At 74.6% G+C, this 13,452-nt stretch carries 14 protein-coding genes; 6 read left to right on the forward strand and 8 right to left on the reverse strand.

Annotated elements, in window-relative coordinates:
• Window positions 1–29 precede the first annotated feature (29 nt).
• Together FSW04_RS24945 and pcaC are read right to left on the reverse strand one after the other, a co-directional pair.
• A complete protein-coding gene (locus FSW04_RS24945; protein ID WP_146923206.1) occupies window positions 30–545 on the reverse strand; it encodes an adenylate/guanylate cyclase domain-containing protein in 516 nt (171 codons plus the stop codon).
• A 99-nt stretch (window positions 546–644) separates the two neighbouring features.
• Window positions 645–1,043: a 4-carboxymuconolactone decarboxylase gene (pcaC, locus tag FSW04_RS24950; protein WP_146923208.1), complete on the reverse strand. Its 399-nt coding sequence runs from the start codon at window positions 1,041–1,043 to the stop codon at window positions 645–647.
• 21 nt (window positions 1,044–1,064) lie between these two features.
• Between pcaC and zwf the strand changes: the two genes are divergently transcribed.
• Window positions 1,065–2,603: a glucose-6-phosphate dehydrogenase gene (zwf, locus tag FSW04_RS24955; RefSeq protein ID WP_146923210.1), complete on the forward strand. Its 1,539-nt coding sequence runs from the start codon at window positions 1,065–1,067 to the stop codon at window positions 2,601–2,603.
• The gene (locus tag FSW04_RS24960) at window positions 2,596–2,796 is read left to right on the forward strand and encodes a trehalase-like domain-containing protein (RefSeq protein WP_146923213.1); all 201 of its coding nucleotides are present in this window, start codon (window positions 2,596–2,598) and stop codon (window positions 2,794–2,796) included. The genes zwf and FSW04_RS24960 overlap by 8 nt, the downstream gene beginning before the upstream one ends.
• A gap of 66 nt (window positions 2,797–2,862) precedes the next feature.
• Here the strand turns inward: FSW04_RS24960 and FSW04_RS24965 are convergent, their stop codons facing one another.
• The 4 genes from FSW04_RS24965 to FSW04_RS26630 are packed head-to-tail and all read right to left on the reverse strand — an operon-like array spanning window position 2,863 to window position 7,405.
• Complete coding sequence (locus FSW04_RS24965) at window positions 2,863–4,476, reverse strand: class I adenylate-forming enzyme family protein (RefSeq protein WP_146923215.1); 1,614 nt, start codon at window positions 4,474–4,476, stop codon at window positions 2,863–2,865.
• Window positions 4,473–6,125 carry an AMP-binding protein gene (locus FSW04_RS24970; protein WP_146923217.1) on the reverse strand — a complete coding sequence of 551 codons (1,653 nt, stop codon included), beginning with the start codon at window positions 6,123–6,125 and terminating at the stop codon, window positions 4,473–4,475. Before FSW04_RS24970 ends, FSW04_RS24965 begins: the two co-directional genes overlap by 4 nt.
• A 22-nt stretch (window positions 6,126–6,147) precedes the next feature.
• Window positions 6,148–7,107, reverse strand: coding sequence for a phosphotransferase family protein (locus FSW04_RS24975; RefSeq protein WP_187369088.1), 960 nt, complete (start codon window positions 7,105–7,107; stop codon window positions 6,148–6,150).
• Window positions 7,100–7,405: a hypothetical protein gene (locus tag FSW04_RS26630; protein ID WP_187369089.1), complete on the reverse strand. Its 306-nt coding sequence runs from the start codon at window positions 7,403–7,405 to the stop codon at window positions 7,100–7,102. Before FSW04_RS26630 ends, FSW04_RS24975 begins: the two co-directional genes overlap by 8 nt.
• A gap of 146 nt (window positions 7,406–7,551) precedes the next feature.
• Here FSW04_RS26630 and FSW04_RS24980 point away from each other — a divergent pair, with 146 nt between their 5' ends.
• The 4 genes from FSW04_RS24980 (at window position 7,552) to FSW04_RS24995 (ending at window position 10,819) form a co-directional block, all read left to right on the forward strand.
• Entirely contained in the window at window positions 7,552–8,196 is a 645-nt protein-coding gene (locus tag FSW04_RS24980) for a class II aldolase/adducin family protein (RefSeq protein ID WP_146923221.1), read from the forward strand.
• Between the two features lie 81 nt (window positions 8,197–8,277).
• Window positions 8,278–9,321, forward strand: a complete 1,044-nt coding sequence (locus tag FSW04_RS24985; RefSeq protein WP_146923223.1) for an MBL fold metallo-hydrolase — start codon at window positions 8,278–8,280, stop codon at window positions 9,319–9,321.
• The gene (locus FSW04_RS24990; RefSeq protein ID WP_146923225.1) at window positions 9,318–10,346 is read left to right on the forward strand and encodes an MBL fold metallo-hydrolase; all 1,029 of its coding nucleotides are present in this window, start codon (window positions 9,318–9,320) and stop codon (window positions 10,344–10,346) included. The genes FSW04_RS24985 and FSW04_RS24990 overlap by 4 nt, the downstream gene beginning before the upstream one ends.
• The gene (locus tag FSW04_RS24995) at window positions 10,343–10,819 is read left to right on the forward strand and encodes a VOC family protein (RefSeq protein WP_146923227.1); all 477 of its coding nucleotides are present in this window, start codon (window positions 10,343–10,345) and stop codon (window positions 10,817–10,819) included. The genes FSW04_RS24990 and FSW04_RS24995 overlap by 4 nt, the downstream gene beginning before the upstream one ends.
• Here the strand turns inward: FSW04_RS24995 and FSW04_RS25000 are convergent.
• Both FSW04_RS25000 and FSW04_RS25005 read right to left on the reverse strand, forming a co-directional pair.
• Complete coding sequence (locus FSW04_RS25000; RefSeq protein ID WP_146923229.1) at window positions 10,813–12,195, reverse strand: phytoene desaturase family protein; 1,383 nt, start codon at window positions 12,193–12,195, stop codon at window positions 10,813–10,815. The genes FSW04_RS24995 and FSW04_RS25000 overlap by 7 nt on opposite strands.
• The gene (locus tag FSW04_RS25005; RefSeq protein WP_146923231.1) at window positions 12,182–13,423 is read right to left on the reverse strand and encodes a cytochrome P450 family protein; all 1,242 of its coding nucleotides are present in this window, start codon (window positions 13,421–13,423) and stop codon (window positions 12,182–12,184) included. Before FSW04_RS25005 ends, FSW04_RS25000 begins: the two co-directional genes overlap by 14 nt.
• Window positions 13,424–13,452 lie beyond the last annotated feature (29 nt).

A 13,452-nucleotide genomic window follows, 5' to 3' on the forward strand; every position in this document is an offset into this window, starting at 1 on the left:
GAGTGTGCGTGGGCCGGATGGACGCGGGCTCAGACCGCGCTGAGCGATTGCTGGGCCCGCGGGCCCAGGATCTCCCGCACCGGGACCGGTGCGTCGAAGCCCCCGAGGCGCGCGCTCGGCAGCTCGCGCATCGCGACGGCGCCGGAGAGCTCGGCGGCCGTCGCGGCCGAGATCAGCAGCTGGTTGGGCTCGGCGTGGTGGCAGAGGCGGGCGGCCATGTTGACCGCGGCCCCGACGTAGTCGTCGCCCTCGAACATGATCACGGCGCCGCCCGCGATGCCCCCGCGCAGCGGGAGCGTGCTGCCGGCGGCGACCTCGTCGCGCACCGTGGCACAGCAGGCGACCACCGCGTCGGCGTCGACGCCGGAGAGCATCACGCCGTCGCCCAGCCACTTCGTCACGCGAACGCCCCATCGCTCGGCCTCTGCGCGCAGCAGCGCCCGCAGCTGGGCCAGCACGGCCACGGCGGCGTCGTCGCCCGCGGCCTCGGTGTAGGCCGTGAAGCCACTGAGGTCGAGGAAGGCGAAGGTGCGGGTGACGCGCATGGACAGGGACGGGTATACAAGCTCGCCGACGGACGTGGTCTCCGCCCTGCCCCGCGTCACCCGATCGGGTACGCGGGGCCGGGCGCCGCCGGGCGGCCGTCAGCCGCCGGCGGGGGCGGCGCCCTCGTCCTCGGCCAGCACGCGCTTGGCGACCGCGAACGCGGCGTTGGCCGCCGGGACGCCCGCGTAGACCGAGGCGTGCATGAGCGCCTCGCGGATCTCGTCGACGGTCATGCCGTTGTTGCGGGCGCCCCGCAGGTGCAGCGCCAGCTCGGCCTCATGGCCGAGCGCCACGAGCACGCCGAGCGTGACCGCGCTGCGCGTGCGCCGGTCAAGGCCCTCGCGGCTCCACACCGAGCCCCAGGCGTGGCCGGTCATGAACCGCACCCACGGCTCGGTCAGCGGCGTCGCGGTGCCGACCGACCGGTCCACGTGCTCGTCGCCGAGCACCTCGCGGCGGATCTTCTCGCCCGTGGCGTAGGTCTGGTCGTCGTTCATGCGGGGCTCCTGTCGGTGGGGATGGCCGGCGGCCCGGTCATCGCCCGGGCCCGTGCGCTGGCGAACACCCTAGACCGCGCCCACCTCGCGCCCGGGGGCGTCGGCGCCCGCGCGGACGGGTACGTGACCACGCTCGTGCCCGACTCCGCCCAGCGCCCCGACCCCCACGTCGTCGTCCTGTTCGGCGCCCGCGGCGACCTCGCCCGCCGCAAGCTCCTGCCGGGCCTCTACCGCCTCGCGCGCGCGAGCCTGCTCCCGGAGGACTTCCGGATCATCGGCTCCGGACGCCACGCGCCCGACGGCGACTTCGCCGAGGAGGTCCGCGAGGCCCTCGACGAGCACGCCGCCGGCGACGTCACCGAGGAGGGCTGGGCGGACTTCGCGCCGCGGCTGTCGTTCGTGGCCTCCTCGGCCGACGACGGCGGCGACCTGGCCGCCGCGGTGCGTGAGGCCCGCGCCGAGCTGGGCGACGGCGCGCGGACGATGCTGTACCTGTCGGTCCCGCCGTCGGCCATGCGGCCGATGGTCGCGATGCTCGGCGCCACCGGCCTCGCGCAGGACGCGCGCGTCGTGATGGAGAAGCCCTTCGGCGCCGACCTGGCCGGCGCGCGCGAGCTCAACGCCGCGCTGCACGAGCACGTGGCCGAGGAGGACGTGTTCCGCATCGACCACTTCCTCGGCAAGGAGGCCGCCCAGGGCATCCTCGCGCTGCGCTTCGCCAACGGCCTGTTCGAGCCCATCTGGAACGCCGAGCACATCGCCTCGGTGCAGATCGACGTGCCCGAGGAGCTCGGGCTGGAGGGCCGCGGGTCGTTCTACGAGGAGACCGGCGCCTTCCGCGACATGGTCGTCACCCACCTCGCCCAGATGCTGGGCTTCGTGGCCATGGACGCGCCCGAGCGCCTCGACGCGGGCGCGCTGCGCGACGCCAAGGCCGCGGCGTTCGCCGCGCTGGCGCCGTTCGAGCCCGCCCATGCGGTCTTCGGCCAGTTCGAGGGCTACCGCGACGAGGCCGGCGTGGAGGGCGACTCGGCCACCGAGACGTTCGCCGCGCTGCGGGTGCACTCGCGCGCGCCGCGCTGGGCGGGTGTGCCGTTCCTGCTGCGCACCGGCAAGGCGATGGCGCAGACCCGCCGGACCGTCACGCTCACGCTGCGCGAGCCCGCGCACAGGATCTTCACCGCCGGCGACGCGAGCGCGGCGCGCCCCAACGAGATCGTCCTCGAGCTGACCGAGGACCCGAGGGTGGCCGTCGACCTGCGGGTCAAGGCGCCGGGCCCGGACCTGGAGGTCACGCGCGCGCCGCTGACCCTCGACGTGCAGCGCGAGCTCGACCAGGAGGGCCTGGAGGCCTACGAGCGCCTGCTGCGCGACGTGATGCTCGGCGACCAGCTCCTGTTCGCCCGCGCCGACGAGGTCGAGCGCCTGTGGGAGCTCGCAGCGCCGCTGCTGGCCGACCCGCCGGCGCCGATCCCCTACGCCCAGGGGTCCTGGGGCCCCGACGAGGCCCGCGACCTGGCCGCGCCGACGGGGTGGCGCCTGCCCGACCACGATGGCTGACGCCCCGCCGGAGATCGCCGAGCACGGGCTGATCGGCGACCTGCGCACCGCCGCGCTCGTCGCCGCCGACGGGACCGTCGACTGGCTCTGCGTCCCGCGCTTCGACTCGCCCAGCGCCTTCGTCGCGATCCTCGACGGCGAGCGCGGCAGTTCTACCTCCCGGACTCCTGCGTCCTCGCCACGCGCTTCCTGACCGCGCGCGGCGTGGCTCGGATGCGACCTGCTCGGCCTGCGGGGTCTCGACGCCCACGGGCCGAGCCTAGGGCGCCGGCCCCAGCTCGGCCACCAGGCCGTCGCGCAGCGGGCCCTTCTGGATCTTGGTGGCCGACATGGGCCAAGACGTGACGAGCCGGACGTGGCGCGGCACCTTGAAGCGGGCGATGCGCTCGCGGCAGAACGCGATGAGCTCCTCGGGGGTGGCCTGCGCGCCCGGGCGCAGCTCGACGAACGCCGCCGGCACCTCCTCCAGGCGCGGATCGGGGACGCCGACGACCCGGACGAGCTTGACGGCGGGATGGGTCGCCAGCAGCGACTCGAGCTCGGCCGGCGCGACGTTCTCGCCCCCGACCTTGAGCATGTCCTTCAGGCGCCCGAGGAACCGCAGCCGCCCGGCGTCGTCCAGCGCGCCGCGGTCGCCGGTCCGATACCAGCCCTCGGCGTGGAACGCCGCGGCCGTCTTGGCCTCGTCGTTGGCGTAGCCGCCGAAGAGCACCGGGCTGCGGACCTGGATCTCGCCCTCCTGCCCGGCGGGCAGCGGCGCGTCGGTTCCCGGCTGGGCGATGCGCACCTCCGTGCCGGGCAGCGGGCGCCCGCAGGTCGTGATGCGGGTCTCGAGGTCCTCGTCCAGCGCGCCGTAGGTGATCGCCCCGCCGCCCTCCGTCGAGCCGTAGAGCGAGAGCTGGACCACCCCGGGCAGCGCCGCCTGCATCTGGCGCAGCAGGTCGGGCGGCCCGACGTTGACGATGACCTGCGCGGCGGTCAGCGACGCGGCGTCGAAGCCCTCCTGGGCCAGCAGCCTCTGCGTGATCGGCGGGTAGGCGGGATAGAGGTGCGTGGCGCGCTGGGCCACGACGAGGTCCAGGGCCCGGCGCGGCTCGAACCACGTGTCGCTGACGAACGCCGCACGGGTGCGCACGCAGGACACGAGCGGGCCGATCGCCGCGAGGTGGAAGAGCGGGCACGGCGCCCACAGCCGGTCGCCCTCCCCGAGGCCGAGCACGCCCGCGACCATCGTCCAGTTGCGCACGATGGCGTCGTGGCTGATCCGGCAGCCGCGCGGCGAGGCCGTGGTGCCCGACGTGTACAGCAGCAGCGCGTCGTCGCCGAGCGCCCCTCCCGCCCCGCGGCGCGCGAGGTCGTCGCCCGCCACGGCCACGGCGCGGGCGGTCAGGTCGTCCTCGCCGAGCAGCCCGGCGCGCGGCGTCGCGCCCAGCGCGACGACGCAACGCAGCTCCGGCGCCCCGGCCAGCTCCAGCGCCGCGGGGTCGGGCGCATCGGCCAGCCCCGGCAGCGCCTCGTGCAGGAGGCCGGCCAGGTCGACGTGCTCGTCGATCCGGTCGCTGGTCACCACGATCCGCAGGCCGGCGTCCGCGATCACGAACGGCAGCTCGACGGCGCGGTAGCGGGTGTTGACCGGGACGGCCACCGCGCCGGCCAGCGCACAGGCGAAGAGCAGGACGGCGCCGTCGGGCGAGTTGGCCAGCAGGATCCCGACGCGGTCGCCGGGGGCGACGCCGAGGCCGATGAGGCCACGGGCCAGCTCCCCGGCGCGGGCGGCGAGCGCCGCGAAGTCCAGGCGCTCGTCCGGGAAGACGACGGCATCCAGGGCGGGCGCCCGTGCGGCGGCCTCCGCGAGCAGGTCGCCGAGGGTCACGCGCGGGTCTCCTGCTCGGCGGGCGCCAGCTCGGCGAGCAGCTGCTCGCGCAGCCGGAACTTCTGGATCTTGGTCGCCGACATCGGCCACTCGGTCACGAAGCGCACGTGGCGCGGCATCTTGAAGCTCGCGATCTGGCCGTCGCAGAACGCGACGACCTCGCCCGCGGTCATCGTGGCGCCGGGAACGAGCTCGACGAACGCGGCGGGCACCTCGTCCAGGCGCTCGTCGCGCACCCCGACGACCTGCACGAGCTTGATGTCGGGGTGGGTGGAGAGGTGGGACTCGATCTCGGCGGGCGCGACGTTCTCGCCTCCGACCTTCATCATGTCCTTGATGCGGCCGGTGTAGGTCACCATGCCGTCGGCGTCCATCGTGCCGCTGTCGCCCGAGCGCAGCCAGCCGTCCTCGGTGAGCACGGCCGCCGACTTCTCGGGGTCCTTGTGGTAGCCCTCGAACAGGCAGCTGCCGCGGATCTGCAGCTCGCCGGGCACGCCCGGCGCCACGGGCTGCTCGGTCTCGGGGTCGACCACGCGGACCTCGATGCCCGGGATGGCCGCGCCGCACGTGGCCGTGCGCTGGTGCAGCGTGGCGTCCCACTCGTTGCAGGTGATGGGCCCGGAGCACTCGGTCATGCCGAAGTGCCCGCCGATCTGCACGGCCGGGGCGAACGCCTCCTGGAGGAGCAGCAGCGTGTCGACGGGCGCGACGTTGAGCAGGCCGCGCACCCGCGAGAGGTCGGTCGTGGCGAAGGCGGGGTGCTTGATCAGCCCCATCGCGATCGGCGGGAAGACCGAGTACAGCCAGGTCGCCCGCTCGGCGGCGATGAGCTCGAGCGCCGCGCCCGGCTCGAAGTGCGGCATGGAGATGAGCGTCGCGCCGAGGTCGAAGGCGAACAGCAGCGGCCCGAGGCACGACATGTGGAACAGCGGCAGCGCGTCCCAGATCCGGTCGTCCTCCGTGATGCGCAGGATGGACGCCACCGCGCTCCAGCCGCGCACGATCGACTCGTGGGTCAGCAGGCAGCCCTTGGGCTCGGCCGTCGTGCCCGAGGTGAAGAGCATGATCCCGACGTCGCGCAGTCGCACGCGCGCCCGTGCGGCCAGCACGTCGGCCTCGCCGACGCGGTCGGCCAGAGCCTCGAACGCACGGCGCGGCAGCAGGCCCGCCGGCTCCTTGTCGCCGACGAGCACGACCGTGCGCAGCTGCGGTGCCTCGGGCAGCGCCAGGGCCAGCGGGTCGGCGGCCTCGGGCAGCCCGGGCAGCGCCTCGGTCAGCCGCGCGACGAAGTCGACGGCGTCGTCGACGATGTCGCTCGTCAGCAGCACGACGAGGTCGGCGTTGTCGGCGACGTAGCGCAGCTCGCGGGCGCGGAAGCGCGTGTTGATCGGCACGGCGACCGCGCCGAGCAGCTGGATCCCGAAGAACGCGAACACGAAGTCCGGGCAGTTGGGCATGAGCAGCCCGACGCGGTCGCCGGGCCCGACGCCCAGCGCCGCCAGCGACCGCGCCTGGGACAGCGCGCGCTCACGGACCTGCGCGTAGGTGAAGCGGGTGCCCGGGAAGACGAGCGCGTCGTGGTCGGGCCGGCGTTCGGCCGAGCGCATGAGCAGGTCGCCCATCGTGGTGGCGTGGGCCCAGATCGTCATGCGGTGGCTCCTCGTCGGTCGGTCACGTGATGGCCTCCCCGGCCAGCGTCGCAGCCAGCCGGTCGAGGTGCACGGGCAGCTGGTGGGCCAGGGCGGCGAGGCGCAGGTCGTCGGAGTGCCCGCGGGCGAAGGCCCGGACGCCCGCCAGGTTGTAGTAGGCGCAGCGCACGTAGCCGAGCACCCGGTGCCAGTGCAGGCGCCCCGCGTCCACCGGCGCGCCGGTGGCCTGCGCGTAGCGCTCCACGAGCGCCGCCTCGTCGACCCCGGCGGGCTCCCACACGGGGATGAAGCACCACGCGAGGTCCGACAGCGGGTCGCCGGCGCCGGCCATCTCCCAGTCCAGGACGGCGGCCAGGCGGCCGTCGGCGACGATCATGTTGCCCATGCGGAAGTCGCCGTGCACCAGGGCGCTGCGCAGCGGAGCGGGCTCGTGGCGCGCCAGCCACCAGAGCGCGCCGCGCAGCACCGCGGGCAGCTCCCCGAGGCGCTCCAGGCGCCGCGCGTAGAACTCGAGCTCGGTCGGCGCCTCGCCGGGGCCGACCTCCGGGGCGTCGAGGTCGCCGGGCGCGATGCGGTGCAGCGCGGCCAGCGTGTCGACCGCGTCGGCGGCCAGCGCGGCGCGCTCGGGCTCGCCGAGGTCGTGCCAGCCGACGGGCACCGTGCCCGCGATGCGCTCCATGACCAGGAACGGGCGCCCGAACGGGTTGTCGTCGCCGTCGTCGTGCCAGAGCAGCCCCGGGGCGGGTACCCGGCCCGCGACGGCCTGCAGCGCGGCGCGCTGGGTGCGGATCGCCCGGGGGCCGGAGGCGGGGGTCGGCAGCCGCAGGACGGCGTCGACCGCCGCGCCCTCGCGGTCGACGCGCACGAACCAGGTGTCCTGCGAGAGCCCGACGGTCGCCCGGCCGGTGCACCGGACACCCGCGTCCTCGCCCCGGGCGGCCAGCCAGGCCTGCAGCGCGCCGGCGACGTCCTCGTCAGCCACGCGACGCAGCCGACCAGTCGACGGGGTGCACGGGAGCGCGGTCCGCCGCGGCCAGCCGCCGCATCGCGGCGAGGACGGCCGGCTCGTCGGCGCGGTCCAGCGCCTCGAGCAGCGCGGCCTCGAGCGCGTCGCGCTGCGCACCGGGCGCGGCCGCCGGCGCGGGCGCCGGCGCGAGGTTGGCGACCAGGCCGGCCAGGGCGTGCAGCTGCGCGCGCAGCTCGGGCGGCTCGGCGCGGCCCGCGAGCGCGGTGACGGCCTCGGCGAGCCGTGAGGGCGGAACCGCCGGCAGCGGCGTCATCGGCGCCCGGTGCCGGTTGGGGGGATCGGGGACATCGCGCTCCTCGTCGGATTCGACCAATCGATCGATTGAGGAATGTATCGGTCCCGGCGTGGATCGGACGACCTTCGCACCCGGCGCGGGCTCCGGCGCGGTAGCGTGCGCGCGTGCGCGCCGTGCTGACGACCCCCCGCGCCCGGGCCGAGCGCCAGGTCCTGGCCGCCGGGCGTGCCCTGGCCGCCCGCGACATGGTCACGGGCACGACCGGCAACGTGAGCGTCCGGCGCGGCGACCGGATCGTGATCACCCCGTCGCGCACCGCCTACGCCACGATGCGCCGGCGCGACCTCGTGACCGTAGGGCTGGACGGCGCGGTCGTACGCGGCACGCGCAGCCCGTCACGCGAGCTGGCGCTGCACCTGGCGATCTACGCCGCGCGCCCCGACGCCCGCGCGCTCGTTCACACCCACACGCCGCACGCCACGGCCTGGAGCTTCCTGGACCTCCCGCTGCGCCCGCGCACCGAGGAGATGGACTACTACGCGATCGGCGAGATCCGGACCTCGCGCCCGGCGCCGGCCGGGTCGGCTGCGCTGGCCCGGGCGGCCGTCGACGTCCTCGGCGACGCGCGCGCGGTGCTCCTCGGCCACCACGGCGCGGTGACCGTCGGCGCCGACCTCGACGAGGCGCTGGCGATCGCGCAGGCCGTCGAGCACCAGGCCCACGTCGCCTGGCTGCTGCGCGGCGGCGACCGCGCGGCGGGCCCGCTGCGCCGCAGCGCCCACGTCGCGCCCGCGGGGCGCCGGCCCTGACCGCGGGGACGGGCGGATGCGATCCGCTAGGGTCTGCACCAACCGATCGATTGGTCGAAGAATGACCGTCGGACGCCGCACATGACCGGACCTGCCCCCACCAGCTGGGCCGTGGACCCCGATGCCGCGGGGGCCCGCCTCGTCGTGCCCGGCGTCTGGCGCCTGCGCCTCCCCCTGGCCTGGCCCGGCGTCGACCACGTCAACGCCTACGCCATCGAGCGCGACGACGGCATCATGCTCGTCGACACGGGCTCGGCCGGGCACCCGACCTGCCTGGCCGCGCTGGAGACCGCACTGGCCCAGGCCGGGTACGGCGTGCCGGACGTGCGGGTCGTCGCCGCGACGCACGGCCACTCCGACCACGTCGGGCTGGCCGCCCACCTCGTGCGTCACGCCGGCGCCGAGGTCTGGGCGCACCCCGCCACCGACGCCTCGTTCTTCGACATCGTCCGCGAGCCCGACCGCTTCCACGCCGCCCGGGAGCGCCGGGCCCGGCGCGAGGGCGTCCCCGAGGAGCGGCTGTTCGCCGTGGCCACCGCCGAGGAGGAGGTGCAGGCCACGCTGGCGCCCGTCGCCGTCGACCACGTGCTCGTCGACGGCGTGCGGCTGCCGTCCGCACTCGGCGACTGGGAGGTCGTCGAGACGCCCGGGCACGCGGCCTCACACGTCTGCCTCGTGCAGCGCGAGCACCGCCTCGTCTGCGCCGGCGACCTCGTCTGCTTCGCGTTCAGCCCGTGGCTGGACTACGGCTTCAGCGCCGACCCCACGACGGAGATCCTCGCCTCGCTGGACCGCATCCAGGCGCTGGGCCCGATGGCGTGGGCGCTGCCCGGCCACGGCCGGCCGCTGCCCGACCTCGGCGCGGTCATCGACGAGCACCGCCAGCAGTTCGCCCGGCGCATCGAGGAGGTCCGCGACGCCGTGACCGACGTGCCGACCGGGGCCTACGCGCTGACCACGCACCTGTGCCCCGACGTCCCCGACCGCTGGCTGGCGGGCCAGTTCTCCGAGGTGCTCGCCCACCTCGCCCACCTGCGCCACCGCGGCGAGGTGGTCCGCGAGGAGGCCGCCGACGGCAGCTACGGCTACCGGTCGGCCGCGGAAGGGGGACCGCCCGCCCCGTGAGCGGCCCGCCCCCCGCCGATTGGGCGGTCGACCCGGCCGCCGCCGGCGCCCGGCTCGTCGTGCCGGGCGTGTGGCGCCTGCGGCTGCCGCTGGCGCTGCCGGGGATCTCGCACGCCAACGCCTACGTCGTGCAGCGCGACGACGGGATCATGCTCGCCGACTGCGGCATCGCGGGCGACCCGACGTGCGCCGTGGCGCTCGAGGCCGCCGTCGCGCAGACGGGGCACACGCTGGCCGACGTGCGCGCGATGGTCGCCACGCACGCGCACGCCGACCACCTCGGCCAGGCCGCCCACGTCGTGGCCGCCGGCGGGGCGGAGTTCTGGGCGCACCCGGCCGCCGAGCAGTGGTACTACGGCATCCTGCGCGAGCCCGAGCGCGTCTACGCGGCGCGCGAGCGCCGCGCCCGCCAGGAGGGCGTGCCCGAGGCGATCCTGGACGACTACGCCAGCGTCGACGAGGAGGTCGTGGGCACGATGGCGATCGTGCCGATCGACCACAAGCTCGTCGAGGGCGTGCGCCTGCCGTCCGTGCTCGGCGACTGGGAGGTCATCGAGACCCCGGGCCACACGACGTCACACACCTGTCTGGTCCAGCGCGAGCACCGGCTGGCGATCACGGGCGACCTGGTGTGCACGGTCTTCTCCCCCTGGCTGGACTACGGGCTCAGCCCGGACCCGCTGGGCGAGACCCTGGCCTCGCTGGACCGCCTGGACGCGCTCGGACCGATCGCCTGGGCGATGCCGGGCCACGGCCGGCCGCTGGACGACCTGGGCGCCGTCGTCGAGATGCACCGGGAGGGCCTGAGCACCCGCTGCGAAGAGGTGCTGAGGGCGGTGGCCGAGGCGCCGTCGGGCGCCTACGCACTGGTCGAGCACCTCGGCGGCAACACCCATGCCAACGCCATCGGCCGCTTCACCGAGGTGCTCTCGCACCTGGCCCACCTGCGCCGGCGCGGCGCGGTCGCGCGCGAGCGCACCGCCGACGACACCTACATCTACCGGACGACAGGGGACGCGCCATGACCGGCACCGACGGCAGGATCAGCGGCTTCTTCCACGCGGGGGTGACCGTCTCCGACATGGAGGCCTCGCTGGCCTTCTACCGCGACGCTCTCGGCCTCGAGGTGGCCTCCGACGACATCACGGGCGGGCCGTCGGCGCACCGCATCTGGGGCATGCACACCGAGAAGGTCCGGGTCGTGTTCCTGCGCGTGCCGGGCAGCGACGCGCTCGTCGAGCTGTTCGAGTTCTACGACCTCGAGCGCCATCCGGCCTCGGCGCGCCCGTGCGACTTCGGCGCCGGTCACATGTGCCTGTACGCCGAGGACCTCGAGGCGCTCCACGCGCACCTCGTCGGCCTGGGGTACCGATCGCGCGGCACGGAGGTCGTCACGATCGACGCGGGCCCGCACACCGGGGCCAAGGCCGTCTACATGAAGGACCCCGACGGCTACCACGTCGAGCTCTACCAGCGCGCGCCGCGCCGGGCTCAGTAGCGCCAGCCGAAGCCCTCCAGGCGGCGGCCGAGGATGTCCTCCACGACGGTGAGCCCCGCGCGCGCCGCGCGGTCGACGCCGATCCCGCGCGAGCGGAACGTCTCGGAGGCGAAGTACAGACCTTCGACGTTGGGCGCGCGCCAGTGCGGGCGGAACGTGCCGACGAGCCCGGGCTTCTGGATGACCCCGAACGACGGGTCGTGCACGAGGTGGCGCCGTCGCCAGTAGGCGCTGCGCAGCCCGGGGTACATCTCCTTGAGATCGGCCTCGAAGGCCTCGAACTGCCGCGTGAGGTACCCGGGATCCTTGGCCTTCTCGCCGGGGATGATGCCGCCGGCGACGACGAGGTTGACGCCCTCGGGCGCGCTGGTCGGGTCCATCGCCGACTGGTTGAACATGAAGCCCGACACCCCCGCGCGCGGCGTGTGCAGCCACGTCGCCAGCTCGCGGTCGCTGTTGATGTGGACCTCGTCCCGGGTCGCCAGGTACAGGCCGAGCCACGAGATGCGCAGGTGGTCCTGGGCCAGGAAGCGGATCTGGGCCGTGTACCAGTCGGGCAGCGCCGACTCGGGCACGACGCGCAGCACGTTCCAGACCGGCAGCGTGGAGATGACGCAGTCGGTCTCGAGGACCTCGCCCTCCAGGAACTCGTTGGGCATGATCTTGTTGCCGCCCAGGACGACGCCCTTGACCTCCTCGTCCTCGATGAGCACCGAGTCCACGGGCGTGCGCATCCGCACGTCGCCGCCGTGCTCGACGACGGCGTCGCGGAGGTCCTCGAACATCCCGTCCCAGCCCTGCCCGGGCCAGAACGAGTAGCCCGCCATGCGGGCCTCCTCGTAGTGCATCTTGCGCACGAAGAGGTTCTCGGAGGCCGAGTGGTCGTACCACTCGTCGGTCATGCACTCCAGGACGGCGAGGAACTCCCACAGGTCGATGACGCCCTGGTCGTGCGTATGCTGGCGCAGCCACTCGCGCAGCGGGCGGTCGTCCCAGCGCTCGAGCTCCTCGTAGGTGGTGTCCATGAGCGCGCCGATGACCTTCTTGAGCTCCTCCTTGCCGCCGGAGTAGCGGTCGCGGATCGAGCCCCACCGCAGCTGGTCGTGGTCCCACACGATCATGTCGGAGGACTTGGCGCCGTGCACGAGCGTCTTGCCGACGTGCTCGAAGACCTTCGTGATGCCCGAGCCGGTGTCCTCGAGCAGGTGGCCGCCGAGGTTGAGCTTGAAGCCCTCCTCGGGCACGGCCATGCCGCGGCCGCCGAGGTAGGGCCCGGCCTCGCAGAGGACGACCTGCTTGCCCTCCTTGGCCAGCAGGGCCGCGCAGGTCAGCCCCGCGGCGCCCGCGCCGATGACGACGACGTCACAGCGTGGCATCGTGCTCGATCCGCAGCTCGGTGAGGGCGCGGGCGGCCAGGCTCGGCACCCACGTGGGCTCCGCCGCGCCCTCCGCGTAGCGCAGCCCGGGCAGGCGCTCGACGATCCGCGCGATCGCCACGCGCATCTCGATGCGCGCCAGCATCGCGCCGATGCACGCGTGCACGCCCTTGCCGAAGGCCACGTGGGCGTTCGGGCTGCGGGTGATCAGGAAGCGGTCGGGATCGGGGAACTTCTCGGGGTCGCGGTTGGCGGCCGCCGGGGAGACGAGCACGCGGTCGCCCTTGCGGATCGTCTTCCCGCGCAGCTCGAAGTCCTCGATGACCCAGCGGTGCAGGATCTTGATCGCGCCCTCGACGCGCAGGGACTCCTCGACGGCCTTGCCGCTGAGCTTGGGGTCGGCCCGCACGAGCTCGAGCTGGTCGGGGTGGTCGATGAGCAGCTTGACCGCCGAGGTGATCGTCGTGGTCGTCGTCTCGTGCCCGGCGAAGAGCATGAGCGCGCACATGGAGCGGATCTCGTCGTCGGTCAGGTTCTCCTCCGTGCCGTCGCCGGCGATGAGGTCGGAGATCATGTCTTCGCCGGGCTCGCGCCGCGCCTTCTCGATGAGCACGCCGAAGTACTCGAACATCTCGGCGATGGAGCGTTCGGCCAGGGCGTGGCGGTCGTCGCGTCCCTCGCCGCCCGCGCCGAAGGCCACGAGCGCCAGGTCGTTGGACCAGTCCTTGAACCGGTCGGCGTCCTCGGAGGGGGCGCCGATGAGCTCGGAGATCAGCGTCGCCGGCAGCGGGAACGTGAAGGCGGCGATGAGGTCCTGCTCGCCCGAGGCGATGAAGCTGTCGAGGTAGCCGTCGACGAGCTCGCGGATGCGGCCCTCCATGGCCACCACCTTGCGCGGGTGGAACGCGTTGGTCGCCAGGCGGCGCAGCCGGGTGTGCGCGGGCGGGTCGGTGACGACCATCCACTCCGCCATCTGGGCCATCACGCCGCCGGCCTTCGCCCGGTTCTCGGGCGTGAGGGCGTCGAGCAGCGGCCGGACGCGGTCCGAGCTCAGCGCCGGGTGGCCGAGTGCCTCGACGACGTCGTCGTAGCGCGTGACGATCCACGCGCGGTGGGCCGGGCTGTAGTGCACCGGGTCCTCCTCGCGCAGGCGCGCGAAGAACGGCCACGGATCGTGGTTGAGCTCGGGGTCCAGCAGGTCGTCGCGCAGCGCGCCCTGGGTCGTCATCGGGTCCTCCTGTGGTGTCGCGGCAAGGG

The organism is Baekduia soli, assembly GCF_007970665.1.
Classification (GTDB): Bacteria; Actinomycetota; Thermoleophilia; order Solirubrobacterales; family Solirubrobacteraceae; genus Baekduia; species Baekduia soli.

Bases quoted from the DNA above. Each gene is read 5' to 3' on its own strand.
- FSW04_RS24945 (WP_146923206.1), bottom strand. From the start codon at position 545: ATGCGCGTCACCCGCACCTTCGCCTTCCTCGACCTCAGTGGCTTCACG.
- pcaC (WP_146923208.1), bottom strand. From the start codon at position 1,043: ATGAACGACGACCAGACCTACGCCACGGGCGAGAAGATCCGCCGCGAG.
- zwf (WP_146923210.1), top strand. From the start codon at position 1,065: ATGGCCGGCGGCCCGGTCATCGCCCGGGCCCGTGCGCTGGCGAACACC.
- FSW04_RS24960 (WP_146923213.1), top strand. From the start codon at position 2,596: ATGGCTGACGCCCCGCCGGAGATCGCCGAGCACGGGCTGATCGGCGAC.
- FSW04_RS24970 (WP_146923217.1), bottom strand. From the start codon at position 6,125: ATGACGATCTGGGCCCACGCCACCACGATGGGCGACCTGCTCATGCGC.
- FSW04_RS26630 (WP_187369089.1), bottom strand. From the start codon at position 7,405: ATGACGCCGCTGCCGGCGGTTCCGCCCTCACGGCTCGCCGAGGCCGTC.
- FSW04_RS24985 (WP_146923223.1), top strand. From the start codon at position 8,278: ATGACCGGACCTGCCCCCACCAGCTGGGCCGTGGACCCCGATGCCGCG.
- FSW04_RS24995 (WP_146923227.1), top strand. From the start codon at position 10,343: ATGACCGGCACCGACGGCAGGATCAGCGGCTTCTTCCACGCGGGGGTG.
- FSW04_RS25000 (WP_146923229.1), bottom strand. From the start codon at position 12,195: ATGCCACGCTGTGACGTCGTCGTCATCGGCGCGGGCGCCGCGGGGCTG.
- FSW04_RS25005 (WP_146923231.1), bottom strand. From the start codon at position 13,423: ATGACGACCCAGGGCGCGCTGCGCGACGACCTGCTGGACCCCGAGCTC.